23 protein-coding genes are annotated in these 22,919 nt (G+C 72.9%); 10 read left to right on the forward strand and 13 right to left on the reverse strand.

What is annotated here, in order from left to right; translation table 11 throughout:
- Nucleotides 1-7 precede the first annotated feature (7 nt).
- On the forward strand, nucleotides 8-553 hold the full coding sequence (locus tag QIS99_RS24210) for a hypothetical protein (protein ID WP_282515737.1): 546 nt from the start codon (nucleotides 8-10) through the stop codon (nucleotides 551-553).
- Here QIS99_RS24210 and QIS99_RS24215 read toward each other — a convergent pair.
- Complete coding sequence (locus QIS99_RS24215; protein ID WP_282515766.1) at nucleotides 550-1,503, reverse strand: helix-turn-helix domain-containing protein; 954 nt, start codon at nucleotides 1,501-1,503, stop codon at nucleotides 550-552. The two genes, QIS99_RS24210 and QIS99_RS24215, sit on opposite strands and share 4 nt — an antisense overlap.
- Before the next feature lie 79 nt (nucleotides 1,504-1,582).
- On the opposite strand from QIS99_RS24215, the gene QIS99_RS24220 reads away from it, so the two are divergent.
- Entirely contained in the window at nucleotides 1,583-3,208 is a 1,626-nt protein-coding gene (locus tag QIS99_RS24220; RefSeq protein WP_282515738.1) for an alpha/beta hydrolase, read from the forward strand.
- A gap of 102 nt (nucleotides 3,209-3,310) precedes the next feature.
- On the opposite strand, the gene QIS99_RS24225 is transcribed toward QIS99_RS24220, so the two are convergent.
- On the reverse strand, nucleotides 3,311-4,096 hold the full coding sequence (locus QIS99_RS24225) for a hypothetical protein (RefSeq protein WP_408909621.1): 786 nt from the start codon (nucleotides 4,094-4,096) through the stop codon (nucleotides 3,311-3,313).
- A gap of 189 nt (nucleotides 4,097-4,285) precedes the next feature.
- Here QIS99_RS24225 and QIS99_RS24230 point away from each other — a divergent pair, with 189 nt between their 5' ends.
- From QIS99_RS24230 to QIS99_RS24240, 3 genes are read left to right on the forward strand one after another with little or no spacing between them, the layout of a single operon-like run.
- On the forward strand, nucleotides 4,286-5,611 hold the full coding sequence (locus QIS99_RS24230) for a magnesium transporter MgtE N-terminal domain-containing protein (RefSeq protein WP_282515739.1): 1,326 nt from the start codon (nucleotides 4,286-4,288) through the stop codon (nucleotides 5,609-5,611).
- Nucleotides 5,604-6,200: a DUF1003 domain-containing protein gene (locus QIS99_RS24235; RefSeq protein ID WP_408909622.1), complete on the forward strand. Its 597-nt coding sequence runs from the start codon at nucleotides 5,604-5,606 to the stop codon at nucleotides 6,198-6,200. The genes QIS99_RS24230 and QIS99_RS24235 overlap by 8 nt, the downstream gene beginning before the upstream one ends.
- A gap of 40 nt (nucleotides 6,201-6,240) precedes the next feature.
- Nucleotides 6,241-7,389, forward strand: coding sequence for an Mrp/NBP35 family ATP-binding protein (locus QIS99_RS24240; RefSeq protein ID WP_282515740.1), 1,149 nt, complete (start codon nucleotides 6,241-6,243; stop codon nucleotides 7,387-7,389).
- A 98-nt stretch (nucleotides 7,390-7,487) separates the two neighbouring features.
- Here the strand turns inward: QIS99_RS24240 and QIS99_RS24245 are convergent, their stop codons facing one another.
- From QIS99_RS24245 to sigE, 5 genes are all read right to left on the reverse strand, one after another.
- Nucleotides 7,488-8,105, reverse strand: a complete 618-nt coding sequence (locus QIS99_RS24245; RefSeq protein ID WP_282515741.1) for a hypothetical protein — start codon at nucleotides 8,103-8,105, stop codon at nucleotides 7,488-7,490.
- A gap of 157 nt (nucleotides 8,106-8,262) precedes the next feature.
- A complete protein-coding gene (locus tag QIS99_RS24250; RefSeq protein WP_282515742.1) occupies nucleotides 8,263-8,742 on the reverse strand; it encodes a sec-independent translocase in 480 nt (159 codons plus the stop codon).
- 253 nt (nucleotides 8,743-8,995) lie between these two features.
- Entirely contained in the window at nucleotides 8,996-11,086 is a 2,091-nt protein-coding gene (locus tag QIS99_RS24255; RefSeq protein WP_282515743.1) for a S1C family serine protease, read from the reverse strand.
- 151 nt (nucleotides 11,087-11,237) lie between these two features.
- On the reverse strand, nucleotides 11,238-12,410 hold the full coding sequence (locus QIS99_RS24260) for an anti-sigma factor family protein (RefSeq protein ID WP_282515744.1): 1,173 nt from the start codon (nucleotides 12,408-12,410) through the stop codon (nucleotides 11,238-11,240).
- Entirely contained in the window at nucleotides 12,407-13,186 is a 780-nt protein-coding gene (sigE, locus tag QIS99_RS24265) for an RNA polymerase sigma factor SigE (RefSeq protein ID WP_282515745.1), read from the reverse strand. The genes QIS99_RS24260 and sigE overlap by 4 nt, the downstream gene beginning before the upstream one ends.
- Before the next feature lie 113 nt (nucleotides 13,187-13,299).
- On the opposite strand from sigE, the gene QIS99_RS24270 reads away from it, so the two are divergent.
- On the forward strand, nucleotides 13,300-14,007 hold the full coding sequence (locus QIS99_RS24270) for an O-methyltransferase (RefSeq protein WP_282515769.1): 708 nt from the start codon (nucleotides 13,300-13,302) through the stop codon (nucleotides 14,005-14,007).
- 146 nt (nucleotides 14,008-14,153) lie between these two features.
- Here the strand turns inward: QIS99_RS24270 and QIS99_RS24275 are convergent, their stop codons facing one another.
- Nucleotides 14,154-14,321, reverse strand: coding sequence for a DUF3117 domain-containing protein (locus QIS99_RS24275; RefSeq protein ID WP_282515747.1), 168 nt, complete (start codon nucleotides 14,319-14,321; stop codon nucleotides 14,154-14,156).
- A 319-nt stretch (nucleotides 14,322-14,640) separates the two neighbouring features.
- On the opposite strand from QIS99_RS24275, the gene chcB reads away from it, so the two are divergent.
- Nucleotides 14,641-15,441 (forward strand): 2-cyclohexenylcarbonyl CoA isomerase, encoded by an 801-nt coding sequence (chcB, locus tag QIS99_RS24280; RefSeq protein WP_282515749.1) that lies wholly within the window; start codon nucleotides 14,641-14,643, stop codon nucleotides 15,439-15,441.
- Between the two features lie 26 nt (nucleotides 15,442-15,467).
- Here the strand turns inward: chcB and QIS99_RS24285 are convergent, their stop codons facing one another.
- The gene (locus QIS99_RS24285) at nucleotides 15,468-16,052 is read right to left on the reverse strand and encodes a DNA-3-methyladenine glycosylase I (RefSeq protein WP_282515750.1); all 585 of its coding nucleotides are present in this window, start codon (nucleotides 16,050-16,052) and stop codon (nucleotides 15,468-15,470) included.
- Nucleotides 16,049-16,492 (reverse strand): hypothetical protein, encoded by a 444-nt coding sequence (locus QIS99_RS24290; RefSeq protein ID WP_282515751.1) that lies wholly within the window; start codon nucleotides 16,490-16,492, stop codon nucleotides 16,049-16,051. Before QIS99_RS24290 ends, QIS99_RS24285 begins: the two co-directional genes overlap by 4 nt.
- A 180-nt stretch (nucleotides 16,493-16,672) precedes the next feature.
- Here QIS99_RS24290 and folP point away from each other — a divergent pair, with 180 nt between their 5' ends.
- Complete coding sequence (folP, locus tag QIS99_RS24295; RefSeq protein WP_282515752.1) at nucleotides 16,673-17,542, forward strand: dihydropteroate synthase; 870 nt, start codon at nucleotides 16,673-16,675, stop codon at nucleotides 17,540-17,542.
- 135 nt (nucleotides 17,543-17,677) lie between these two features.
- On the opposite strand, the gene QIS99_RS24300 is transcribed toward folP, so the two are convergent.
- Both QIS99_RS24300 and dapE read right to left on the reverse strand, forming a co-directional pair.
- Entirely contained in the window at nucleotides 17,678-18,427 is a 750-nt protein-coding gene (locus tag QIS99_RS24300; RefSeq protein ID WP_282515753.1) for an LOG family protein, read from the reverse strand.
- Nucleotides 18,428-18,548: 121 nt separating this feature from the next.
- Nucleotides 18,549-19,637, reverse strand: a complete 1,089-nt coding sequence (gene dapE / locus QIS99_RS24305) for a succinyl-diaminopimelate desuccinylase (protein ID WP_282515754.1) — start codon at nucleotides 19,635-19,637, stop codon at nucleotides 18,549-18,551.
- 34 nt (nucleotides 19,638-19,671) lie between these two features.
- Here dapE and QIS99_RS24310 point away from each other — a divergent pair, with 34 nt between their 5' ends.
- Nucleotides 19,672-20,730, forward strand: a complete 1,059-nt coding sequence (locus QIS99_RS24310) for a heavy metal transporter (protein ID WP_456316501.1) — start codon at nucleotides 19,672-19,674, stop codon at nucleotides 20,728-20,730.
- Nucleotides 20,731-21,100: 370 nt separating this feature from the next.
- Entirely contained in the window at nucleotides 21,101-21,547 is a 447-nt protein-coding gene (locus QIS99_RS24315) for an ATP-binding protein (protein ID WP_282515756.1), read from the forward strand.
- Between the two features lie 130 nt (nucleotides 21,548-21,677).
- Here QIS99_RS24315 and QIS99_RS24320 read toward each other — a convergent pair whose 3' ends face one another.
- Nucleotides 21,678-22,775 (reverse strand): bifunctional succinyldiaminopimelate transaminase/glutamate-prephenate aminotransferase, encoded by a 1,098-nt coding sequence (locus QIS99_RS24320; RefSeq protein WP_282515770.1) that lies wholly within the window; start codon nucleotides 22,773-22,775, stop codon nucleotides 21,678-21,680.
- Nucleotides 22,776-22,919: the final 144 nt, after the last annotated feature.

The raw sequence follows: 22,919 nt of genomic DNA on the forward strand, positions 1-22,919 counted from the left end.
TGCAGGTATGCCTGCCGCCCGCACGTCTGCCGCCCGCACGTCTGCCGCCGATCCGCTGCTCGACCGGGCCCTCGTCGAGGAAGCCACGAAGAAGTCGGGCCTGATCTGGGTACGCGGCACCGAGCCCGCGCGCGCCCTGTGGCACGTGTGGCACGAGGGCGCGGCCCACGTCATCGGCGACGGCCCCGGCGAGCAGCCGCTGCCGGGCATCGCGGACGGTGCGAGCGCCGAGGTCACCGTCCGCAGCAAGGACAAGGGCGGCCGCCTCGTCGCGTGGACGGCGCGGGTCGTCGAACTGGCGCCGCGCTCGCCCGAGTGGGAGGCGGCGGTCGCCGAGCTCAAGGGCAAGCGGCTGAACGCCCCGGACGGCGAGGCCATGGTGGACCGCTGGGCCCGGGAATGCCGGGTGCTGCGGCTGGAGCCGGGTGCGGTGGACCCGGGCATGCCGGACGGGTCGCTGGCGGCCGCACCGCCGGCCACGTCCGCGACGACGCGGGGCCCCTTGCCGGGGGCGCTGCCTCGGATGCTGTTCCGGCGGCGGGGCAGGGGCTAGGGAGACGCCCCCCAGATCCTGTCCGGCGATGGCGGAGCGGGGGCGCCCACCTCCTGCGCCAGCGCCCTGCTCAGCCAGTCATGTGCCGTGCCAGGGTTCGGCTCACCCGGCCCCGTGAGGGCGGTCACGAGCTGCCAGTAGCCGTCGATGCGAGGGTCCTGCGCCAGGGCCGCGCTGAGTCCGCGCCGGAACGCAGGCGTGTCCCGTACGCCCTGCGCAGCAGCGTACGCCGCCACAAAAGCGTCCAACTCCGCGCCCGCGCACGGCGGTTGCCCCGACCTCAGCGCGGGCGCCGCGAAGGCGAAGGCCTCGCCGAGGGCGGTGTAGAGCACGGCCGGACGAAAACCGTCGGCGGCCCGGTGGGCGGCCGGCTGGCAGTCGTCCCTGACCGCGTCGCCGGGGCACGGGCCCGTCACGAAGGCGTGCAGCCGCGCGAAGGCGAGGACCTGGTGCGGGGCCGGGTCCTCGGGCAGCTGCGGCACCGCCTGCTCGACCACCGCCGACCGCACCCCGGCGGGGAGCCGCGGCGGCAGCCAGCGGCGCCAGAAGCGGGCGAGCGCGTCCGTGCTCGGCGGGACGGTGACCGCGCCGACCAGGCGCAGCCGTTCGGCGCGCTCACCGGGCGGGCACTCGTGCAGCAGCCGCAGCGCGGCCTCCCGCCAGCGCAGCGCGGACAGTTGGGAGCCGATGCCGCGCAGCCGGTCCGCGACCGCGTCCTCCAGGGCGCCGCCCGCGTCCGGGCCTTCCAGGACCCGCCCGACCTCGGGCAGCGGCAGGTCGAGGGTGCGCAGCGCGCGGATCGTACGGAGCCGGTCGAGCGCGTCCGCGCCGTACCGCCGGTGGCCGCCGGAGCTGCGCGCGGCCTCGGGCAGCAGCCCGCGGTCGGAGTAGAACCGCACGGTCTTGACGGTGACGCCCGCCCGCTCGGCGAGCTCCCCGATGCTCCACAGCGACACGGCTTGAACCTCCCTCAGGGGGAGTTCCTACGGTACCGGCGAGCGCGGACACGAGGTTGAGGAGGAGAAGGGCATGACGGCATTTGTACTGGTTCCGGGTGCGCACACCGGCGGCTGGGTGTGGCAGGAGGTCGCCGAGCGGCTGCGTGCGGCCGGGGCCGAGGCACACGCGGTGACGCTCACAGGGATGCGGGACCGGGCCCAACGGGACACGCCCACAGGGGAGGTCGGGGAGGCCAGGGAGCTCGGGGAGGCCAGGGAGCTCGGGGAGGCCAGGGAGCTCGGGGAGGCCAGGGAGCTCGGGGAGGTCGGGCAGCTCGGGGAGGTCGACCTCGGCACCCACACCGACGACGTCGTGCGCCACATCGACCGGCTGCCCGCCGACGTCGTCCTCGTCGGCCACTGCTACGGCATCCACCCGGTCCTGGAGGCCGCCGCCCGCCGTACGGACCGGGTCGCGCGGATCGTGTACGTCGACACCGCACCGGCCCAGGACGGCGACCCGGCGCTCGCGCTGATCCCCGACCCGGACGCACGCAAGGCGGTCGGCGACCTCCGGAAGGCGTCGCTCGTCCCGCCGCCGGACCGGGAGCGCTGGTCGCACTGGGGGCACCTCGACGACGTGCCAGGGGCGGCGCTCGACCGGCTCGTGACCCGTGCCGCGCCGCAGCCGTCGGGCACGCTGACCCGGCCCGTGCGAATCCCGCCGGAGGTGGCCGCGCTGCCCTCGACCGGGGTGCTGTGCACGGCGAACGGCTCGACGCTCGCCGTGCTGGAGCAGGTGGTCGGGCTCGGCGAGCCGCGGCTGCTCGCGCTGACCGAGCCGCGGGTGCGCTTCCTCGAACTGGCCGCCGGGCACTGGCCGATGCTGTCCGCGCCCGACGAGCTTGCCGGGCTGCTGCTGCGGGCCGCGGCGGGCGAGGGTGAGCGGCTCACGGCGCCGAGCGGGCCGCCCCCGCACCTGCGCCCGTTCCTCCTCGACCTGCCGGAGCGGCCGCGCGAGCGGGTGGGCCGCGTGGACCTGTACGCGCCGGACGCGGCGGAATCGGGGGCGCCGCGCCCCGCCGTCCTGCTCGTGCACGGCGGCCCGGTGCCCGAAGGCGTACCGCCGACGCCCCGCGACTGGCCGGCCTCTGTGGGGTACGCACACCTGCTGGCCGGGGAGGGTGTCGTCGCGGCCACCGTCGACCACCGGCTGCACGACGTGGCCGACTACCCGCGCGCCGCCGAGGACGTGGCCGCAGCGGTCGCGCTCGTACGGGCCGATCCGCGGGTGGACGCGGACCGGGTCGCGCTCTGGTTCTTCTCCGGCGGCGGACTGCTCGCGGCGGACTGGCTGGCGGCGCCGCCGGACTGGCTGCGGTGCGTGGCGGCGACGTATCCGGTCCTGGCGCCGCTGCCGAGCTGGGGGCTCGGCGACTCCCGGTTCCAGCCGGCGCGGGCGGTGCGCTCGGCGGGCGAGCTGCCGTTCGTGCTGACCAGGGTCGGCCTCGACCTGCCGGAGATCGCGGCCACCCAGGACGCGTTCCTGGCAGCCGCCGAGCCGGCCGCGGCCCGCGTCGAGGTGATCGAGCTGCCGACGGGACACCACGGCTTCGAGACGACCGACCACACCGGTCCGGCACGGGAAGCGGTACGGGAGGCGGCGGCACGCGTACTCGCCCACCTGCGGACCGACTCCAGCCCGTCCGCCCCATGAGGCCGAGCCCGCCGAGCCCACCGAGCCCACCGAGCCCACCGAGCCCATCTCAGCCGTCCGGCGCCCCGGACAACCGCGCGGACCCGGCCGACGGAGGCCCCGTCAGGACGTAGGCAACTTCTTGCCGTAGTCCACCGTGTGCCGCGCATCCGGCTTGCGGAACCGGAACTTCGTGTTCCAGTCGGTCATGCGGAGGGTGCCCGCCCCGCCGGCCCGCTCCAGGCGCAGCGGGTACGCGGTGCCCTCCAGGGACACATGGAGGGTGCCGCCCGCCCCCTTGTCCCCGCTGACCGCCACGGTCCGCTTGCCGTCGGCGGTGCCCCGCTCCCCCGCCGACAGCTTGCCGTGCAGCGTGAGCAGCCCGTCGAGCAGCAGCCCCTTGTCCGTGAACCCGCTGAGCTGCTTGTACGCGGGGTCGCCCTGCGGGACCTTCACGTACTTGCCGTCGAGCTTGTCCGCCGCCAGCTCGTCCGCCGAGTCCGGCTCGTCCTTGCCGCGGCCGCCCTGGGAGCTGTCGCCCTCCGTGGACCAGAAGTCGGCGTCGGCCTTCAGATAGAGCTGCCCGTCGACCCGCAGCAGCTCGAACCTGCCGTCCTCGAACCGGACTTCGCCGCTGCCGCCGTCCTCGGTCAGCTTCATGTCGAGCTTGTACGTGGTGCCCTTGCTGACCACCGAACCGGAGAGCCGCACCGAGTTCGCGCTCTCGGCCGCGTTCTGCGCCCTGCGCTGGATCTTCGTGGCGGAGAGCTTGCCGACGCCGTTGGTCCCGGCGTCCGGGTCCTGCTCGGCACCGCACCCCGTGAGCCCCGTCATCCCCACGGCAAGCCCCGCACACAGAGCGCCGGCGAGTGCAGTGCGGCGGGCTCGGCCCAGAGCGCTGGTGGTCACGTGCGGGGCTGCCTCTCGTGTGGGGGTCGGAGCGACAGTACGGCAGCGTACCCGGGCCGGGACCACCGCCCCGCAAAGAGCCTTCTGGACCGCCCACCAGGGCGTATCCGACCGGTACGGGCTAGCCTGAAGCCCGCAAACCATCAAATGTACGGACAAAAGTGAACGTACGGGTGAAAGGAGGCGGTCATGGCGGCGGCTTCCCGGATCTTCGTCTCCCATCTGTCCGGCATCGCCGTCTTCGACCCCAACGGCGACCAGGTGGGCCGCGTCCGTGACCTCGTGGCCATGCTCCGCGTCGGCCGCCGCCCGCCCCGACTGCTCGGTCTGGTCGTCGAACTCTCCACCAGGCGCCGCATCTTCCTGCCCATGACCCGGGTCACCGGCATCGAGTCGGGCCAGGTCATCACCACCGGCGTGCTCAACGTCCGGCGCTTCGAGCAGCGCCCCACCGAGCGCCTCGTCCTCGGCGAACTCCTCGACCGCCGCGTCGCCCTCGTCGACACCGGCGAGGAGGTCACCGTCCTCGACGTCTCCGTACAGCAGCTCCCGGCCCGCCGCGACTGGGAGATCGACCGGGTCTTCGTACGGAAGGGGAAGGGCGGTGCGCTCCGGCAAAAGGGAGGGGTGCGCGCAGCGCTTCCCTGGAAGGGCGGTGGCGGGCGACGGGCGGGCGAGACGGTGACCGTCGAGTGGTCGGCCGTCACCGGGTTCTCGCTCGAAGAGCACGGCCAGGGCGCGGAGAGCCTGCTCGCCTCGTTCGAGCAGCTGCGCCCCGCCGACCTCGCCAACGTCCTGCACCACCTCTCCCCCAAGCGCCGGTCCGAGGTCGCGGCCGCGCTCGACGACGACCGGCTCGCCGACGTACTCGAAGAGCTGCCCGAGGACGACCAGATCGAGATCCTCGGCAAACTCCAGGAGGAGCGCGCCGCGGACGTCCTGGAGGCGATGGACCCCGACGACGCCGCCGACCTGCTCGCCGAACTCCCCGAGGAGGACCAGGAGCGCCTGCTCGGCCTGATGGAGCCGGACGACGCGGCGGACATGCGGCGCCTGATGCAGTACGAGGAGCGCACGGCCGGCGGCATGATGACGACCGAGCCGATCGTGCTCCAGCCCGACGCGACGGTCGCCGACGCCCTCGCCCGCGTCCGCCAGCAGGACCTCTCCCCCGCGCTCGCCGCCCAGGTGTACGTCTGCCGCCCGCCCGACCAGACGCCCACCGGCAAGTACCTGGGCCTGGTGCACTTCCAACGCCTGCTTCGCGATCCGCCGTTCACCCTGGTCGGCACGGTGATCGACCAGGACCTGCAGAGCCTGCGCCCGGAGACCCCGCTGCCCGCGGTCACGAGCTTCTTCGCCACGTACGACATGGTCGCGGCGCCCGTCGTGGACGAGAGCGGTTCGCTGCTCGGCGCCGTCACCGTCGACGACGTACTGGACCATCTGCTGCCCGACGACTGGCGCGAGAGCGAGTTCCATCTGGCCGGGGAGGGGAACCACGGTGGTGAGTGACCGCGAACGGGAGCGCGAGCGGGAACGCGAACGCGAGCTGGCCAGGACCGAACCGGGCCGCCCCCGGATCCGTCTGGACCAGCCGCGCCCGCCCCGCCGCAAGCTGCTGCCGGAGTACGACCCGGAGGCCTTCGGCCGGCTCTCCGAGAAGATCGCCCGCTTCCTCGGCACCGGCCGGTTCATCGTCTGGATGACGGTCCTGATCATCGTCTGGGTGCTGTGGAACGTGGCGGGCCCGGCGCAGCTGCGCTTCGACGAGTACCCGTTCATCTTCCTGACCCTGATGCTCTCCCTGCAGGCCTCGTACGCGGCCCCGCTGATCCTGCTCGCGCAGAACCGGCAGGACGACCGGGACCGGGTCAACCTGGAGCAGGACCGCAAGCAGAACGAGCGCTCCATGTCGGACACCGAGTACCTGACCCGGGAGATCGCCGCCCTGCGGATGGGCCTCGGCGAGGTCGCGACCCGGGACTGGATCCGCTCGGAACTGCAGGACCTGGTCAAGGACATGGACGAACGGTTCGACGTGTTCCCGCCGGAGCAGACCGGCCGCCCGGCCCTCGCGCGTGACGAAGGCGACCGCCGATAGGCCTTCCCCGGCCCGTACCCCGTCGCCGTACCATTCCCGTATGGCTACCGACACGTATCCGACCGACGAGGCGATCCGCGAGGCGCTCGCCACGGTCAACGACCCCGAGATCAACCGGCCGATCACCGAGCTCGGCATGGTCAAATCGGTCGACATCGGGGCCGACGGCGCGGTGGCCGTCACCGTCTACCTCACGGTCTCCGGCTGCCCGATGCGCGACACGATCACGAACCGCGTGACCGAGGCGGTCTCCGCCGTCCAGGGCGTCACGTCCGTGGACGTCACGCTCGACGTGATGAGCGACGAGCAGCGCCGCGAGCTGGCCGAGGCCCTGCGCGGCGGCACCGCCGAGCGCGAGGTCCCCTTCGCCAAGCCCGGCTCCCTGACCCGGGTGTACGCGGTGGCCTCCGGCAAGGGCGGCGTCGGCAAGTCCTCGGTGACGGTGAACCTGGCGGCGGCGATGGCCGCGGACGGCCTGAAGGTCGGCGTCGTGGACGCCGACATCTACGGGCACTCCGTACCGCGCATGCTCGGCGCGGACGGCCGGCCCACCCAGGTCGAGAACATGATCATGCCGCCCGCGGCGAACGGCGTGAAGGTCATCTCCATCGGGATGTTCACGCCGGGCAACGCCCCCGTCGTCTGGCGCGGCCCGATGCTCCACCGCGCCCTGCAGCAGTTCCTCGCGGACGTGTACTGGGGCGACCTGGACGTGCTGCTCCTGGACCTGCCGCCGGGCACCGGTGACATCGCGATCTCGGTGGCCCAGCTGGTGCCGAACGCCGAGATCCTGGTCGTGACCACCCCGCAGCAGGCCGCCGCCGAGGTCGCCGAGCGGGCCGGCTCGATCGCCGTACAGACCCACCAGAAGATCGTCGGCGTCGTCGAGAACATGTCGGGCCTGCCCTGCCCGCACTGCGACGAGATGGTCGACGTCTTCGGCACCGGCGGCGGCGAGAGGGTCGCCGAGGGCCTGACGAAGACGACCGGTACGCAGGTCCCGGTGCTCGGCGCCATCCCGATCGACGTCCGCCTGCGCGAGGGCGGCGACGAGGGCAAGCCCGTCGTCCTGACCGACCCGGACTCCCCCGCGGGCTCCGCGCTGCGCACCATCGCGGGCAAGCTGGGCGGCCGCCAGCGCGGCCTGTCGGGCATGACGCTGGGCCTCACGCCGAAGAACAAGTTCTGACCCGTACGTTCTGTCCCGTACGTTCTGTCCCGTACGTTCTGTCCCGTACGTGGGAGGGGGCGCCGTCATCCGCTGACGGCGCCCCTTCCGCGTACCGCCTACCGGTTCTCGTACGCGGCGATGTCCTTGACCACCGAGAAGCCGAGCCCGTACGCGCTCATGCCGCGGCCGTACGCACCCAGGTGGGCGCCGCTCTGCGTGGATCCGGCCAGGACCCAGCCGAACTCGGACTCGCGGTAGTGGAACGGGGTGGGCACGCCGTCGACCGGGAGCGTCAGCGTCGTCCAGGGCTCGCTGTTCAGGTCGTCGGCGAGCACCCAGGCGGTCTCGGTCTGCTGGTCCAGCCAGTCGTCGCGCAGCGAGTGGTCCATGGCTTGCGGCCAGGTGCGGGTGAGCAGGCCGACGCCCGCCAGCCAGGCCGCCGAGGAGACCGACGTGGCCTCCAGGACGCCGGTGCCGTCGCCGCTGCGGCGGACCGGGTTGGACGCCACGGTCACCACGACCGCGAACCGGTCCTTGGCGGCGGACTCGTCGGCGCGCGGCGCGGGCTCGTCACCGTGCCCGAGGGAGCCGTGCTCGACCGTCCCGTCCGCGCCCGCCCCGACCTGCATCAGCCGGCGCGGTCCCGTGAATGCCTCGTCGAGGCCGTACCACGGGAACGGCGCCTGCAAGTAGCCGTCGACCGTGCGCGCCCCTGTGTGACTCGTCGTCTCCATGTACCCGGCCGCCTCCTCGTTCTCTGCCGGTCCGGAGCGGCCCGCCCCCCTCGGGCGTCCTGAGTCCGGACAACAACAGAGCAGAATAGCCACCCCGGTTCGCGGTGGTGGATTTCGCCGGGGCGCGCGGGTCGCGAGAGACCGGCGCTCGGGGTCGTCAGGTGGCGTCGGAGTCGTACGGCGGGCGCTCGTCCTGGGTCGGCGACTGCGGCTTCTTCTGCAGGTCGGGGCCGTCGCCGCCCTTGGTCAGGCTGGGACCGGAAGCGGCGGCTGCGGTGGCGGCTGCGGCTGCCGAGCCGTTCACCGACTCGCTCTCGTGTCCGTTCACGGCGTCCGAGACCTCGGTCATCTCCTTGCGGAGGTCGAAGCCGTTACGGATCTCCTTGAGCCCCAGGTCGTCGTTGTCCAGCTGCTTGCGGATGAACGCCTTGGGGTTGAGGTCCTCGAACTCGAAGTCCTTGAACTCCGGGCCCAGCTCGTCGCGAATGTCCCGCTTGGCGCTGTCCGAGAAGGAGCGGATCTTGCGGATGAAGCCGGAGATGTCCTGAATGACCTTGGGCAGCTTGTCCGGGCCGAAGATGAGCACGGCAAGGACCACGAGCGTCACCAGCTCAAGTGTGCCTATGTCATTGAACACCTTGCAGCTCCTTGCGCTGTCCACGGCCCGGGACAGGAGGGACAGGATCCGGGGTAAGTGCAGCAACCACGGTACCCGGCCATCCTGTCCTGCCGGTACTGTCCGGGGGCGGTTCGGTGACGCCGGGCGGAGCGGGGGGTGACGCTTCGGTGCATGGCGGGCGGCACCGCCGTTTCCCTCGGCTCCCCTGACACCTGGCCCCTGACACCTGGCCCCTGACCGTCTGACCGTCTCCGTCGCGGCGGCGGGCGCCTCAGCCGCCCGCCGCGCCCAGCTCCAGGGAGATGGTCCGCTCGTCACCTGCGCGTTCCAGGGTCAGTTCCAGGCGGTCGCCGGGGCGGCGGGAGCGGATCTTGACGATCAGCTCCTCGCCCGAGTGCACCCGTTCGCCGTCCACCTCGGTGATCACGTCGCCCGGCTCGATGCCCGCCTTGTCGCCGGGCCCGCCGGGGCTCACCGCCGGTCCGCCGTCGGCGCTCTGCTTGGCGACGCGCGCGCCGTCGCCGGTGTACCGGGTGTCCAGGGTGACCTCGATCACCGGATGGGTCGCCTTGCCGGTGTTGATCAGCTCCTCGGCGACCCGCTTGGCCTGGTTGATGGGGATCGCGAAGCCCAGTCCGATCGAGCCGGACTGCCCGCCGTCGAGCTCCGAACCGTTGCCCGCGGAGCGGATGGCGCTGTTGATGCCGATCACCCGCGCCTTGTGGTCGACCAGCGGACCGCCCGAGTTGCCGGGGTTGATCGGCGCGTCGGTCTGCAGCGCATTCACGTACGACACATCGCTGCCGTCGCCCTCCTCGCCGCCCGCGGTGATCGGCCGCTCCTTGGCGCTGATGATCCCGGAGGTCACCGTGTTGGAGAGGTCGAAGGGCGCGCCGATCGCCACGACCGGATCGCCGACCTGGACGTTGTCGGAGTTGCCGAGCGGCAGCGGCTTGAGCCCGCTCACCCCGGACACCTTGACCACCGCCAGGTCGTACCCGGAGTCCCGGCCGACCACCCGCCCCTTGGCAACCTCGCCGCCGCTGAACGTCACCGACACCTCGCCGCCGTCCGCCGCGGGCTCCACGACGTGGTTGTTGGTGAGGATGTGGCCCTTGTCGTCGAGCACGAAGCCGGTGCCGGTGCCCTGCGCGGTGTCGCCGCTGACGTGCAGCGTGACGACGCTGGGCAGCGCGCTCGCGGCGATCCCGGCGACGCTCCCCGGCGGCCGCTCCTTCGGCCCCGCGTCCGCCTGCGGAAGTTCGACGGTGCTGATGCCGCCGTGCCGCTCCATGTACGCGCCGATCCCGCCGCCCACCGCTCCGGCGACCAGCGCGAGCACGAGCGCGGCCGCGAACAGCCGGCCCCGCCTCGGCCCCTTCGCGGGCGCGGGCCCGTCGGACAGCAGCAACGGCCCCTGCCCCTGCCCCTGCGGCGCCCGCCACGGGTCGTACTGCTGCCAGTGCCCCGCAGCGACCGCCTGGGGCTGAGGCTGGTGGGGTGGTTGAGGCTGGTGGTGGGACGGCTGAGGTTGGTGGTGGGACGGCTGAGGCTGGTGCGGCTGCTGGGGGCTCTGGTGCGCTGCGGCGCCGGGGTGCGGGGTGCCGTTCACCGGTGTGCCTCCCGCCGGTGTGCCGCTCGCGGGGGCCGCCGGTGCGGGTGCTGGTGCGGGTGCGGATGCGGATGCGGGTGCGGATGCGGGTGCGGATGCAGGTGCGGGTGCGGGCGCGGGCGCGGGTGCGGGTGCGCTCTGTGTGGGCGGCACGGCGTACGCGGGTACGGAGGTGCCCTGCGCGGGCGTGCCGTGCGCCGGGGTCCCGTGGGGCGGGGTGCCCTGGGGCGGGGTGCCCTGGGGCGGGGTGCCCTGGGGCGGGGTTCCCTGCGTCGGCTGAACTGTCGTTCCCTGGGCGGGAGTCGGCACCGGACGCTGCACCGGCGGTGCGGGGGCCCACGGTCCGGGTTCCCCGTAGGGCGGCGTGCCGTACGGGTCGGGGTCGTGCAGCGGCTTGGGGCGACCGCCAGGCCCGGCGCCCTTGGCTATCGTGACGCCGCTCTTCGGCTTGGGCGCAGCGGCGGCGGGGGCCAGGGGCTCGGTGGACGGCTCGGCGGCGGCCGTACTTCCTTCCGCCGAGGGGGAGTCGGCGGACGAACCGCCGTCACGGTTGCCGTCACCCGGCGCACCCCGGTCCTCGGATATCTCCCTTACCTCACCGCTCGTCTCGCTGCTCGTCTCGCTGCTTGTCTCGCTGCTTGTCCCGCCGCTTGTCTCGCCGCCCGAGGCGCGCTCACGGTCGTCGGACGCGCGTGCGGCCGGGCGGCTCCACCACTTCGCCTTCGGTCCGGTGGGCTTGCCCTCGTCCATGCTCTCCCCACACCTGGTCCGCGGCAGGGCCCGCGGGCAGCCACGCGGCGGTCCGCCGCTCGATCAGAGTCCTCGTGTCCGCGCCCCCGCTCGGGCGGCACGAACACCGAGGATTCAACCAGGTTTGCGAACCGTCGTGCAGACGACCGCCTCAGCGGCCGGCGGAAAGCGCCGTCCCGGAGCGGGGCGAGGCCGAGGGCAGCTCCGTCGACGCGGCGGACTGCGTGGCCGACGCGGACTCGTCCGACGCGGAACCGGACCGCTCTTCTCCCCGCTTCCCCCGCTCCCCCTGCTGCTTCGCGTTCGGCGCGGCCGGGTACTGCGGGAACCCGGATGCCGGACGGCCTATCAGCGGGGAGAGCGGCGAGTAGCCGGTGAGCATCGGCACCGCCGCCCAGTCCCGCAGGACCCGTGGCCGGTTCGGTGCGAGCGGCACTCCCGGCACTTCCGGCGCCGCCACTCCCGTGGCGATCATCGGCGCCGTGAGCGCCCCGGGTCTGCCGCCCTGCTGCGCCCCGGCGGGGTGGCCGCCGCGCCGCCGCTGGGTGTCGCGGGCGCTGCTGCCGTTCGCCCCTTGCGTACGCAGCGGGCTGGCCTTGGAGCCGCGGGCGTCCGTCGACGGGTCCGCCGGGACCGGCGCGCCCGTGGAGACCCCGCCGAGCGCGATCGCCGCGAGCGAGACGGCGCCCGCAGCAGCGAAGGCGAACCGGCGCCCGCGCGAGGCGGCCGCCCGCTCCTGCAGGGAACGCCCCACGTCGTGGATCCGGAAGCCGCGCTCCTGCGAGCCGTCCGGCAGCTGCCGCCCGCCCGTCAAGGGCCCGTCACCCGCCGATCCCTCGCCCAGCGGCCCCTCACTCAGCTCGCTCAGGGGCTCGCCCGGCAGCGGATCGCCGGGCAACGCATCGCCGGGCAGCGGATCGCCGGGCAACACATCGCCCGGCAGCATCCCGCGGCGGCCGCCCGAAGCGTCGTACCCGAAGGGGTCCGGGCCGGCCGCGAAGACGCCGTCGGCGCGCATGCCGAAGAGCGGGGCGGTGACGGGGCCGCCGAAGTCGCCGCGGTCGTCGTCACCGCCCGCGGGTAGTCCCTGCAGGCGGGCCAGGAAGGTCTCGGAGGGCGGTGGGGGCGCCGTGGAGGCGAAGTACGACTTCAGGCTGCGCTGGGCGTCGGCCTCCGCCTTGCACTTGGCGCAGGTCGCGAGGTGCGCGAGGACGCGCTCGCGGCTGTCGTGGCCCAGCTCGCCGTCCACCAGGGCGGCCAGCCGGTCTCCCAGGTGCTGCTCGGCGAGGTGCCCCTCGGCCGGGTTTCGCCGTGATCCGCTCACGCCGTCGCGCCCCCTCCTCCCAGCACGGGCACACCTGTGACCGCGAGCGAGCGGCGCTCGGCGCGGGCCTCGGGCGACCGGTGCTTGAGGGCCTTGCGGAGCTGGGACCGGCCGCGGTGGATCCGGCTGCGGACCGTGCCGAGCTTCACACCGAGGGTCGCGGCGATCTCCTCGTACGAGAGTCCCTCGATGTCGCACAGGACGACGGCGGCGCGGAACTCGGGGGCGAGGGTGTCGAGCGCCTGCTGGACGTCGGCGTCGAAGTGCGTGTCGTTGAAGACCTGCTGGGGCGAGGGCTCGCGGCTGGGCAGGCGCTCGGCCGCGTCGTCCCCGAGGGCGTCGAAGCGGATGCGCTGGCGGCGGCGGACCATGTCGAGGAAGAGGTTGGTCGTGATGCGGTGCAGCCAGCCCTCGAAGGTGCCCGGCGTGTACGTCGAGAGGGAACGGAAGACGCGGACGAAGACCTCCTGCGTGAGGTCCTCGGCGTCGTGCTGGTTGCCGGTCAGGCGGTACGCCAGGCGGTACACCCGGCCGCTGTGGGTGCTGACGATCTCCTCCCAGGTGGGCGGAGTCCACGCCTGCGATTCCGCTTCGGCGGCGAAGGTCGCGGTCTGCACGGAGTCGGCGGCGCGGGATCGGTCAGCGTTGTTGGTCACGGATTTCGGCCCGACCTCCGACCTGAGGAGACGCCGCAGTCGCGACATCCTTCCCCGGCCTTCGGCCGCAGCCGCACCTCCCCTGTCGGCTCTGGTGGTGTCCAGTGGAGTCCCTACCATAGCCACCTCGCCCGTTAGCTCCGGATAAGCGTTTTTACGTGAATTTGGAAGTCGGGCTGCGATTCCCCGCGTTCCCGGCTTTCCGCTTCCCCCCTCTTAACGCCCGGTCCCATCTGCGGGTTCCCGGCCCCAACGGATACAGTCACCGGCAGGCCGAAGGCCGTCGACAACGGGGACAGGAGAGGGCGATTACCGGCAACCGTCAGCCGACCTTGGCGTTCGTGGACGCCTTCGTCGTCGAGGACGAAGCGCTGCACTGGGCCCGTGAGCGGGCCCGGGAGACGGGGCTTCGCCCGGTGTCGCCCGGCACCGGTACCGCGTTGCGGATGCTCGCCGCGACCGCCGGCGCCAAGGCCATCGCCGAGATCGGCACCGGAACCGGAGTCTCCGGTATCCATCTGCTCCACGGCATGCGGCCCGACGGGGTCCTCACCACGGTCGACCCGGAGCCGGAGCGCCAGCAGTTCGCCCGCCAGGCCTTCCGTGCCGCCGGTTTCGCCAGCAACCGGGCCCGTTTCATCCCCGGCCGCGCCCTCGACGTACTGCCGCGGCTCGCGGACAGCGGATACGACCTGGTGTTCTGCGACGGCGATCGCACGGAGTGCCTGGACTACCTAGCTGAATCGTTGCGCCTGTTGCGGCCCGGCGGTCTCGTCTGCTTCGAGGGCGTCTTCGCCGACGGCCGTACGGTCGACTCGGGGCCGCAGCCGGCGGAGGTCGTCAAGCTGCGGGAGCTGTTGCGGGCGGTGCGGGAGAGCAGTGATCTGGTACCGGCGGTGTTGCCGATGGGGGACGGCCTGCTCTGTGCCGTGCGGCGCTAGGGCTGTTCTTCGGTCGTCCGGTCGGTTCGGGTCGTCCGTGGCTCGGTCGCGCAGTTCCCCGCGCCCCCGGTCGTCCCCCGATACGACACTGCCCCGGCACGCTGTTAGTGTGCCGGGGCAGTTGAAAAGTGGTGAGCGCTTCCGCGTCAGCCGACGACCTTCGTGAGTTCGTCGCCGAGCGCTTGGGCCTCGTCCGGCGTCAGCTCGACCACGAGCCGACCGCCGCCTTCGAGCGGAACGCGCATGACGATGCCCCGCCCCTCCTTGGTCACCTCGAGCGGGCCGTCGCCCGTCCGCGGCTTCATGGCCGCCATGCTCGTTCCCCTTCCTGAAACCAGCTCATCGCAGCCGGCGGCCCCATGACAGGCGCTGTGTCACCGGCATCGAACACATTGCTTCCCAGCCATTATCCCGCATCGCAGGACCCGATGACCAACATCGGTAGGCATCGCTTGCGCAACGCACTTGACCAAAACCACCCAATTCGGCGATGTAGCTGCGATACTGCGCCACCTCGCACGCCCTGCCGCCCGCCGATTGTTTGACGCAGGTCACATGCCGGGGCCCGTGCCGGGCCGAGATGATCTCCGCCATGCTGTGCGTGGACGACGCCGACCGATGGAGGAGACCGACATGGCCGACACCGTGCTCTACGAGGTGAGCGACGGGCTCGCGACGATCACGCTGAACCGCCCGGACGCGATGAACGCCATGAACACGGACGCCAAGGTGGCCCTCCGGGACACGCTCCAGGACGCCGCCGCCGACACCGCCGTACGGGCCGTGCTGCTCACCGCGACCGGCCGGGCGTTCTGCGTCGGCCAGGATCTCAAGGAGCACATCGGCAAGCTCACCGCGGACCGCGAGGCGGGCTCGGACGACACGATGAGCACGGTGCGCGAGCACTACAACCCGATCGTGCGCGCCCTGACCGGGATGCAGAAGCCGGTCGTGGCGGGCGTGAACGGCGTCGCCGCGGGCGCGGGCTTCGGCTTCGCGCTCGCCGCCGACTACCGCGTGGTCGCGGACACCGCCTCGTTCAACACGTCCTTCGCCGGGGTCGCCCTGACCGCCGACTCGGGCGTCTCGTGGACGCTGCCCCGCCTGATCGGCCAGAGCCGCGCCGCCGACCTGCTGTTCTTCCCGCGCAGCGTCAAGGCGCAGGAGGCGTACGAGCTGGGCATCGCCAACAAGCTGGTGCCGGCCGACGAGCTCGCCGCCGAGGCGGAGCGCACGGCCCGCGCCCTGGCCGCAGGACCGACCCTGGCGTACGCGGCGCTCAAGGAGTCCCTTGCGTACGGGGCCGGGCACTCGCTCGACGAGGCCCTTGAGAAGGAGGACGAGCTGCAGTCGAAGGCGGGCTCGTCCGCGGACCACCACATCGCGGTGGAGGCCTTCATCGCCAAGGAGCAGCCGAAGTACCTGGGGCGCTGAGCAGGACGCGGGGTGGTCCGGCTCGGTTACGCGCGCCGGGCCACGCAGTCCCGCAGGTGGTCGTCGACAAGGCCGCAGGCCTGCATCAGGGCGTACGCCGTCGTGGGGCCGACGAAGCGGAGGCCGCGCTTCTTCAACTCCTTGGCGAGCGCGGTCGATTCGGGCGTGATCGCGGCGACGTCGGAGAGCGTGCGCGGCACCGGTCTGCCGGCCGCGTCCGGGGCGAACGACCAGATCAGGGCGTCCAGTTCGCCCGGCGACCAGTCGGCGAGCACCTTGGCGTTGGCGAGCGTCGCGGAGATCTTGGCGCGGTTGCGGATGATGCCCGGGTCGGCGAGCAGCCGCTCGGCGTCGGCGTCCGTGAACTCGGCGACGGCGGCGATCTTGAAGTCGGCGAAGGCGCGCCGGAATCCCTCGCGGCGGCGCAGGATCGTGATCCAGGACAGGCCGGACTGGAAGGCCTCCAGGCTGAGGCGTTCGTACAGCGCGTCGTCCCCGTGGACCGGGCGGCCCCACTCCTCGTCGTGGTACGCCACGTAGTCCTCGGTGGACAGGGCCCAGGGGCAGCGCAGGGCGCCGTCCGGGCCCGGCAGGGCGGTGCCTTCGGTCATGGTCGCGGCTCCTCGGGGGCGTCCGGTGGCGTGCCCGGCTGGACCGGTCTGTTCGGCAAAGTCGGCGGGGCGTCCTGGGGCCCTGGAGCGCCGGCGGTGTCCTCCGGCTCCTCGACCAGCCCGCGGCCGCCGCCGACCGCCATCGCCTGGGCGCCGGCGAGGGCGGCCTCCAGCTCGGCGATCCGGGCGTCCCGCTCGGCCAGTTCGGCGCCGAGTCTGCTCAGCGCGTCGTCGACGTCCAGCATGCGGTAGCCGCGCAGGGCCGGCGGGAGGCGGAGCGCCTCGACGTCCGCGCGGTGCACCGGGCGCGTCAGCGGCAGCGGGTCGGCGAGCCGCTCGGGCTCCGCGTCGGGCAGCGCGGTGGACTCGCCGCCGCCCACGACGGCGAGGGTGACCGCGGCGACCACCACGACCAGCGCGATGAGCAGGAACCAGAACACGAACAACTCCCGGGTGCGGGCCGCGCGCCGGTCCGGGCCGCCGGACGCGCGAAGGCTGCGGGCTGACAGAGTTTGCCTACGGACCGGGGCTCCCCACACATCCCCGAGTCCACGTCCGATCGTGCCATGCGCCACTGACAGCTAGGGTCGCAGGCGACCGATGCGAGGAGGAATCAGGGGATGGGCAGCCCGCTGCGGCTCGGACGGCGCGAGTTCGGTGCGCACGAGCCAGTGATCATGGCGATCGTCAACAGGACCCCGGACTCCTTCTACGACCAGGGCGCCACGTTCCGCGACGAGCCGGCCCTGACGCGCGTGGAGCAGGCCGTCGCCGAGGGCGCCGCGATCATCGACATCGGCGGGGTCAAGGCCGGCCCGGGCGAGGAGGTCACGGCCGCCGAGGAGGCCCGGCGCACCGTCGGCTTCGTCGCCGAGGTCCGCCGCCGCTTCCCGGACGTGGTGATCAGCGTCGACACGTGGCGCCACGAGGTCGGCGAGGCGGTCTGCGAGGCGGGCGCCGACCTGCTCAACGACGCGTGGGGCGGCGTCGACCCGAAGCTGGCCGAGGTCGCCGCGCGGTACGGCGCCGGCCTGGTCTGCACGCACGCGGGCGGCGCCGAACCGCGCACCCGGCCGCACCGGATCGCGTACGAGGACGTGATGGCGGACATCCTGCGGGTGACCGTCCAACTCGCCGAGCGCGCCGTGGAATTGGGCGTTCCGCGCGAGTCCGTACTGATCGACCCGGGGCACGACTTCGGCAAGAACACCCGGCACTCCCTGGAGGCGACGCGGCGGCTCGGGGAGATGGCGGCGACGGGCTGGCCGGTGCTCGTCTCGCTGTCCAACAAGGACTTCGTCGGCGAGACCCTGGACCGGCCGGTAAAGGAGCGGGTGATCGGCACCCTGGCGACGACGGCGGTCTCGGCGTGGCTGGGCGCGCAGGTGTACCGGGTGCACGAAGTCGCCGAGACGCGGCAGGTCCTGGACATGGTCGCGACGATCGCGGGGCACCGGGAACCGGCGGTGGCCAGGCGCGGACTGGCCTGAGCGGGCGGGGGACCGGCCTGAGCGGGCGCGGACCGGCCTGAGCAGGCAGGGACCGGCCCGGCCCCGGCCCGGCCATGGAAAAGTCCCCGTACGCGCGCGTGCGGGGACTTCCATGGCCCGGCCCAGGGACGGGAGCTACCGCCCCACCTCCTTCGTCACCAGCGACACCGCCTCGTCCACGTCGTCCGTCACATGGAAGAGGAGCAGGTCGCGCTCGGAGGCCTTGCCGCCCGCGATCACGGTGTCGCGGAGCCAGTCGACGAGGCCGTTCCAGTACTCGGAGCCGAACAGCACGATCGGGAAGCGGGTGACCTTGCGGGTCTGGACGAGGGTGAGCGCCTCGAACAGCTCGTCCAGGGTGCCGAGCCCGCCGGGCAGCACCACGAAGCCCTGCGCGTACTTCACGAACATCGTCTTGCGGACGAAGAAGTAGCGGAAGTTCACGCCGATGTCGACGTGCGGATTGAGGCCCTGCTCGAAGGGGAGCTCGATGCCGAGGCCGACGGAGATGCCCTTGGCGTCGCGCGCGCCCTTGTTCGCCGCTTCCATCGCGCCGGGGCCGCCGCCGGTGATCACCGCGAAGCCGGCCTCGACGAGCGCACGGCCGATGCTCACGCCCGTCTCGTACTCCTCGGACCCCACGCGCGTACGGGCGGAGCCGAACACGCTGATCGCGGCCGGGAGTTCGGCGAGCGCGCCGAAGCCCTCGACGAACTCCGACTGGATGCGCATGACCCGCCAGGGGTCGGTGTGCACCCACTCGGAGTCGCCCTGGAAGTCGAGGAGGCGCTGGTCGGTCGTGCCGGGCGTGACCTGTTCACGGCGCCGCACGACCGGACCGAGGTGCTGCTCCTCCAGCGGCCCCTGTGCTTCCGGATTGCCCATGAACGTCCCCTTCCGCTGACACTGTTGCTGCTTCAGCGTAGGCGGACGCCAGTGACGAACAACGGCATTACGGGCAAGATCGATGTGAACAGCCCCGGGACAACCGCGAGCCCAGGAAGGCTCAGGAGGCCAGCCAGGCCGTCAGCCGCTCCTCCGCGCGCAGGATCTCGGCGGTCTGCACGCGCTCGTCCGCCTTGTGCGCGAGAAGCGGGGCGCCTGGCCCGTAGTTCACGGCGGGCACGCCGAGCGCGCTGAACCGGGAGACGTCGGTCCAGCCGTACTTGGGCCGGGCCTCGCCGCCCACGGCCGCCATGAACGCGACCGCCGCCGGGTGGTCGAGCCCCGGCCTGGCCCCGCCGGTGTGGTCGTCGACGACGAACTCCTCGACGCCGCAGTCCGCGAAGTACTCCCGTACGAACTGCTCGGCCTCTTCCATGCTGCGATCCGGCGCGTAGCGGAAGTTGACCACCACGGTGCAGGCGTCGGGGATGACGTTGGTGGCGACGCCGCCCTCGATCCGGACGGCATTGAGTCCCTCGTAGTACTGGAGTCCGTCGACGAACGGCTTGCGCGGCTCGTACTCCGCGAGGCGGGCCAGGGTCGGGGCGGCCTTGTGGATCGCGTTGTCGCCCATCCAGGCGCGCGCGGAGTGGGCGCGCTCCCCCGAGAACTTCAGGAAGACCCGCAGCGTGCCCTGGCAGCCGCCCTCGACCTGGCCGTCGGAGGGCTCCAGGAGGATCGCGAAGTCACCCTCCAGCCAGTCCGGGTGTGCGTCCGCCACATGTCCGAGGCCGTTGAGGTGGGCGGCGACCTCTTCGTTGTCGTAGAAGACGAAGGTGAGGTCGCGGTTGGGCGCGGTGACCGTCCGGGCGATGCGCAGCTGGACCGCGACGCCGGACTTCATGTCGCAGGTGCCGCAGCCCCACAGGACGCCGTCGTCGTCGAGCCGGGAGGGCACGTTGCGAGGGTTGTCCGCGATCGGCACGGTGTCGATGTGCCCGGCGAGCACGACGCGTTCGGCGTGACCGAAGTTCGTACGGGCCACCACGTTGTTGCCGTACCGGTCCACCGTGAGGTGCGGCAGGGCGCGCAGCGCGGTCTCGATGGCGTCGGCCAGGGGCTTCTCGGCGCCGCTCTCCGAGGGGAAGTCGACGAGCTGGGCGGTCAGCCGCGCGGCGTCCAGGGTGAGGTCAAGTGCGGTTTCGGGCATGCCATGGACCCTACGCGCTCCGTTCACAAGGGCGTTGTGCGAGCCGTATCCCGGACTCCAGTACGGTTGGCGCGTGTCCGAGCAGCCCCGCATCCGCTTCAGGCGCGGCCGCCTTCTGCGTGCCGGTGCGGCCTTCGCCGTGCTGCTCGCGCTCGCCGGCTATCTGCTCCTGCAGTACGAGGGCGGCGGCCGGCCCGCGCCGGGTTGCCGGGTGGTCTCGGCGGCCGGTGACGGGGCCACGTACGAGATGAGCACCGAGCAGGCCGTGAACGCCGCGACGATCTCGGCGGTCGGCACCTCGCGCGGCATGCCCGAGCGGGCCGTCACGATCGCGCTCGCGACGGCCCTGCAGGAGTCGGCGCTGCGCAACATCGACCACGGCGACCGCGACTCGCTCGGCCTGTTCCAGCAGCGGCCCTCGCAGGGCTGGGGGAACACCGAGCAGATCATGGACCCGGTGTACTCGGCGGGGAAGTTCTACGAGCACCTGGACAAGATCCCCGGCTATTCGCGGCTTCCGCTCACCGTGGCCGCGCAGCGCGTGCAGCGCAGCGGCTTCCCGCAGGCGTACGCGAAGCACGAGCCGGACGCCGCGCTGCTCGCCGCCGCCCTGACCGGACGCGCCGCCGCGACCCTGACCTGCGGCACCGAACCGGCCCGCGAGCCGGGCGACCCGGAGCGGGTGCGGGAGGCGCTGGTGCGGGACTTCGGCGAGGACGTGCTGCCGCGCGCGAAGAGCGGCGACTCGGGGGCGGACTCGGGGGCGGACTCAGGGGCGGACTCGGACGCGGACGCCAAGCCGGGCCGGGACCAAGCCCGTGAACAGCGCCGGGGCCAGGGCGGGGGCGCCAAGGGGAAGGCCGTGTCGCCCACGCTGCGGGTGCCGGTCTCCACGGCGGTCTCGCCGCGCGGGCGCGACGGACAGCGCGGCTGGGAGCTGGCGCACTGGGCGGTCGCGCACGCGTCCGCGTTGCGCATCGAACGGGTCTCCTACGCGGGCCGCGAGTGGAGCGCCGCGGACCCCGAGCACACCTGGCGCAAGGCCGCAAAGGGAACGGGCGCCGACGAGGTCGTACTCACCACCGCCCAGTAGACGGCCCAGTAGACGGCGCAGCAGACCGCGCAGCAGACCGCCCAGGAGTGCGAGCCCTCACCCGCACGAGGGAGTCCGGCCGCCTCCCGGGAACGCCGCGGGCTCCTCGGCGCACACACGTCCGGGAGATCGCCAGAACCCTTGCGCGGCAAGCGAAGTGAGGATTCTGCAGGGCGGTTCGGCTAAGCGTCCTTTGCTCGCCGTTTGTGCGGTTTTATCCGCAGCCGATAATGCGACGCATTACCAACTCTTTACGTTGCCGTCCCGCAACCTTCGACGGCTTCGAGCGGTAGTCACGGCGTCCGTACGCCGGTCCAGGCCGGAGCACCACGCGGACACGCCAACCGACTTCCGTCACACAAGGAGCACCATGTCCCTCCCCCTGACCCGCCGGATCGCCCGTGCCGCGCTGCTCAGCGCAGCGGGAGCAGTTTCCGTGGTCGGTGCGGCCGGCTCCGCGAGCGCCGTCGACCTGCCGGGCACGCCCGACGTCGGCGGCCTGACCGCCCTGGACGGCAACGGCCTCGGCAACACCGTCGAAGGCGCGGCCGACAACGTCACCGGGCTCGCGGGCTCGGCGAGCGAGACGGCCACCGGGAAGACGGTGCCCGCGGCGGGCAAGAAGGCGGGCCACACCGTGGACCGCGCAGGCGACACCGTCGGCAAGGCCGGCAAGAGCACGGCCCCGGTCGCGCAGGAGGCGGCCGGCGGGCTGGTCGGCGGGGCGGCCTCGACGCTCGGCGAGACGGCGGGGTCCGCGACGCAGAACGAGCTGCCGGTTGAGGCGCTGCCGACGAATGGGCTGCCGCTCGGCTAGGCACTGCGTGTGCGTACGCGGCAGGGGCCCGGGGAGCGTTCAGCGTTCTCCCCGGGCCCCTCTGCGTGCGCCCCTGAGGAGCCGCCGCTCTGTGTGCGCCCCCAAGGAGCCAGCCGCTCTGTCTGCGCCCCTAAGGAGCCAGCCGCCGGACCGCCTCGGCGACCCGCTCGTCCGTCGCCGTGAACGCGACCCGTACGAAGCGGTCGCCCGCCGGGCCGTAGAAGTCGCCGGGGGCCACGAGGATGCCGCGGTCCGCGAGGTGGGCCACCGTCGACCAGCAGGACTCGTCGCGGGTGGCCCACAGGTACAGGCTCGCCTCGCTGTGCTCGATGCGGAAGCCGTGGCCGAGCAGGGCCTCCCGCAGGGCGGTGCGCCGGGCCGCGTACCGGGCGCGCTGCTCGGTGACGTGGGTGTCGTCGCCGAGCGCCGCGATCGTGGCCGCCTGCACCGGGGCGGGCGTCATCATGCCGCCGTGCTTGCGGATCTGCAGCAGCTCGCCGAGGACCGCCGGGTCGCCCGCGAGGAACGCCGACCGGTACCCGGCCAGGTTGGACCGCTTGGACAGCGAGTGGACGGCGACGATGCCCTCGTGGGAGCCCCCGCACACGTCCGGGTGCAGGACCGAGACCGGCTCCGCCTCCCAGCCCAGCTCCAGGTAGCACTCGTCGGAGAAGAGCAGCACGCCGTGCTCGCGGGCCCAGGCGACCGTACGGGTCAGCTCGTCCTTGGTGAGGACCCGGCCGGTCGGGTTGGAGGGCGAGTTGAGCCAGAGCAGCTTCAGGCCGGCCGGGTCGAGCTCGGTCGGGTCGTCGTACGCCACGTACTCGGCGCGGGCCAGGCGTGCGCCCACCTCGTACGTCGGGTAGGCGAGGCGCGGGTAAGCGACCTTGGCGTCGGGGCCGAGGCCCAGCTGGGTGGGGAGCCAGGCGACGAGCTCCTTGGAGCCGACGACCGGCAGGACGCCCTGGTGCGTCATCCCGCGCGCGCCCAGGCGGCGCTCGCACCAGCCGGCGATCGCGTCCCGGAGTTCCGGAGTTCCCCAGACCGTCGGATAGCCGGGGCTGTCCGACGCGGCCGTCAGCGCCTTCTGGACCACCTCCGGCACCGGGTCGACAGGGGTGCCGACCGACAGGTCGACGATGCCGCCCGGGTGCGCTGCCGCCGTCGCCTTGTACGGCTCCAGCTTGTCCCAGGGAAAGACGGGAAGGCGCGAAGAGACCGCGCCCACGCTTGCACTCACGGGGCTGCTCACTTTCTAGTACGTACCACTGCAAACCACCACGGTCCACGCAAGCACCACGGTCTACGCAAACACCACGGTCCCGTGCGGCAGTCGAGGCCGTACGGGACCGGGGCGAGGCGCTGGACTGCC

Origin of the sequence: Streptomyces solicavernae (genome assembly GCF_029968095.1) — a bacterium.
Classification (GTDB): domain Bacteria; phylum Actinomycetota; class Actinomycetes; order Streptomycetales; family Streptomycetaceae; genus Streptomyces; species Streptomyces solicavernae.

Excerpts from the sequence above, each read along its gene's own strand:
- QIS99_RS24210 (WP_282515737.1), top strand. The coding sequence starts at position 8 with ATGCCTGCCGCCCGCACGTCTGCCGCCCGCACGTCTGCCGCCGATCCG.
- QIS99_RS24220 (WP_282515738.1), top strand. The coding sequence starts at position 1,583 with ATGACGGCATTTGTACTGGTTCCGGGTGCGCACACCGGCGGCTGGGTG.
- QIS99_RS24230 (WP_282515739.1), top strand. The coding sequence starts at position 4,286 with ATGGCGGCGGCTTCCCGGATCTTCGTCTCCCATCTGTCCGGCATCGCC.
- QIS99_RS24240 (WP_282515740.1), top strand. The coding sequence starts at position 6,241 with ATGGCTACCGACACGTATCCGACCGACGAGGCGATCCGCGAGGCGCTC.
- QIS99_RS24245 (WP_282515741.1), bottom strand. The coding sequence starts at position 8,105 with ATGGAGACGACGAGTCACACAGGGGCGCGCACGGTCGACGGCTACTTG.
- QIS99_RS24255 (WP_282515743.1), bottom strand. The coding sequence starts at position 11,086 with ATGGACGAGGGCAAGCCCACCGGACCGAAGGCGAAGTGGTGGAGCCGC.
- sigE (WP_282515745.1), bottom strand. The coding sequence starts at position 13,186 with ATGGTAGGGACTCCACTGGACACCACCAGAGCCGACAGGGGAGGTGCG.
- QIS99_RS24275 (WP_282515747.1), bottom strand. The coding sequence starts at position 14,321 with ATGGCGGCCATGAAGCCGCGGACGGGCGACGGCCCGCTCGAGGTGACC.
- chcB (WP_282515749.1), top strand. The coding sequence starts at position 14,641 with ATGGCCGACACCGTGCTCTACGAGGTGAGCGACGGGCTCGCGACGATC.
- QIS99_RS24285 (WP_282515750.1), bottom strand. The coding sequence starts at position 16,052 with ATGACCGAAGGCACCGCCCTGCCGGGCCCGGACGGCGCCCTGCGCTGC.
- folP (WP_282515752.1), top strand. The coding sequence starts at position 16,673 with ATGGGCAGCCCGCTGCGGCTCGGACGGCGCGAGTTCGGTGCGCACGAG.
- QIS99_RS24300 (WP_282515753.1), bottom strand. The coding sequence starts at position 18,427 with ATGGGCAATCCGGAAGCACAGGGGCCGCTGGAGGAGCAGCACCTCGGT.
- dapE (WP_282515754.1), bottom strand. The coding sequence starts at position 19,637 with ATGCCCGAAACCGCACTTGACCTCACCCTGGACGCCGCGCGGCTGACC.
- QIS99_RS24315 (WP_282515756.1), top strand. The coding sequence starts at position 21,101 with ATGTCCCTCCCCCTGACCCGCCGGATCGCCCGTGCCGCGCTGCTCAGC.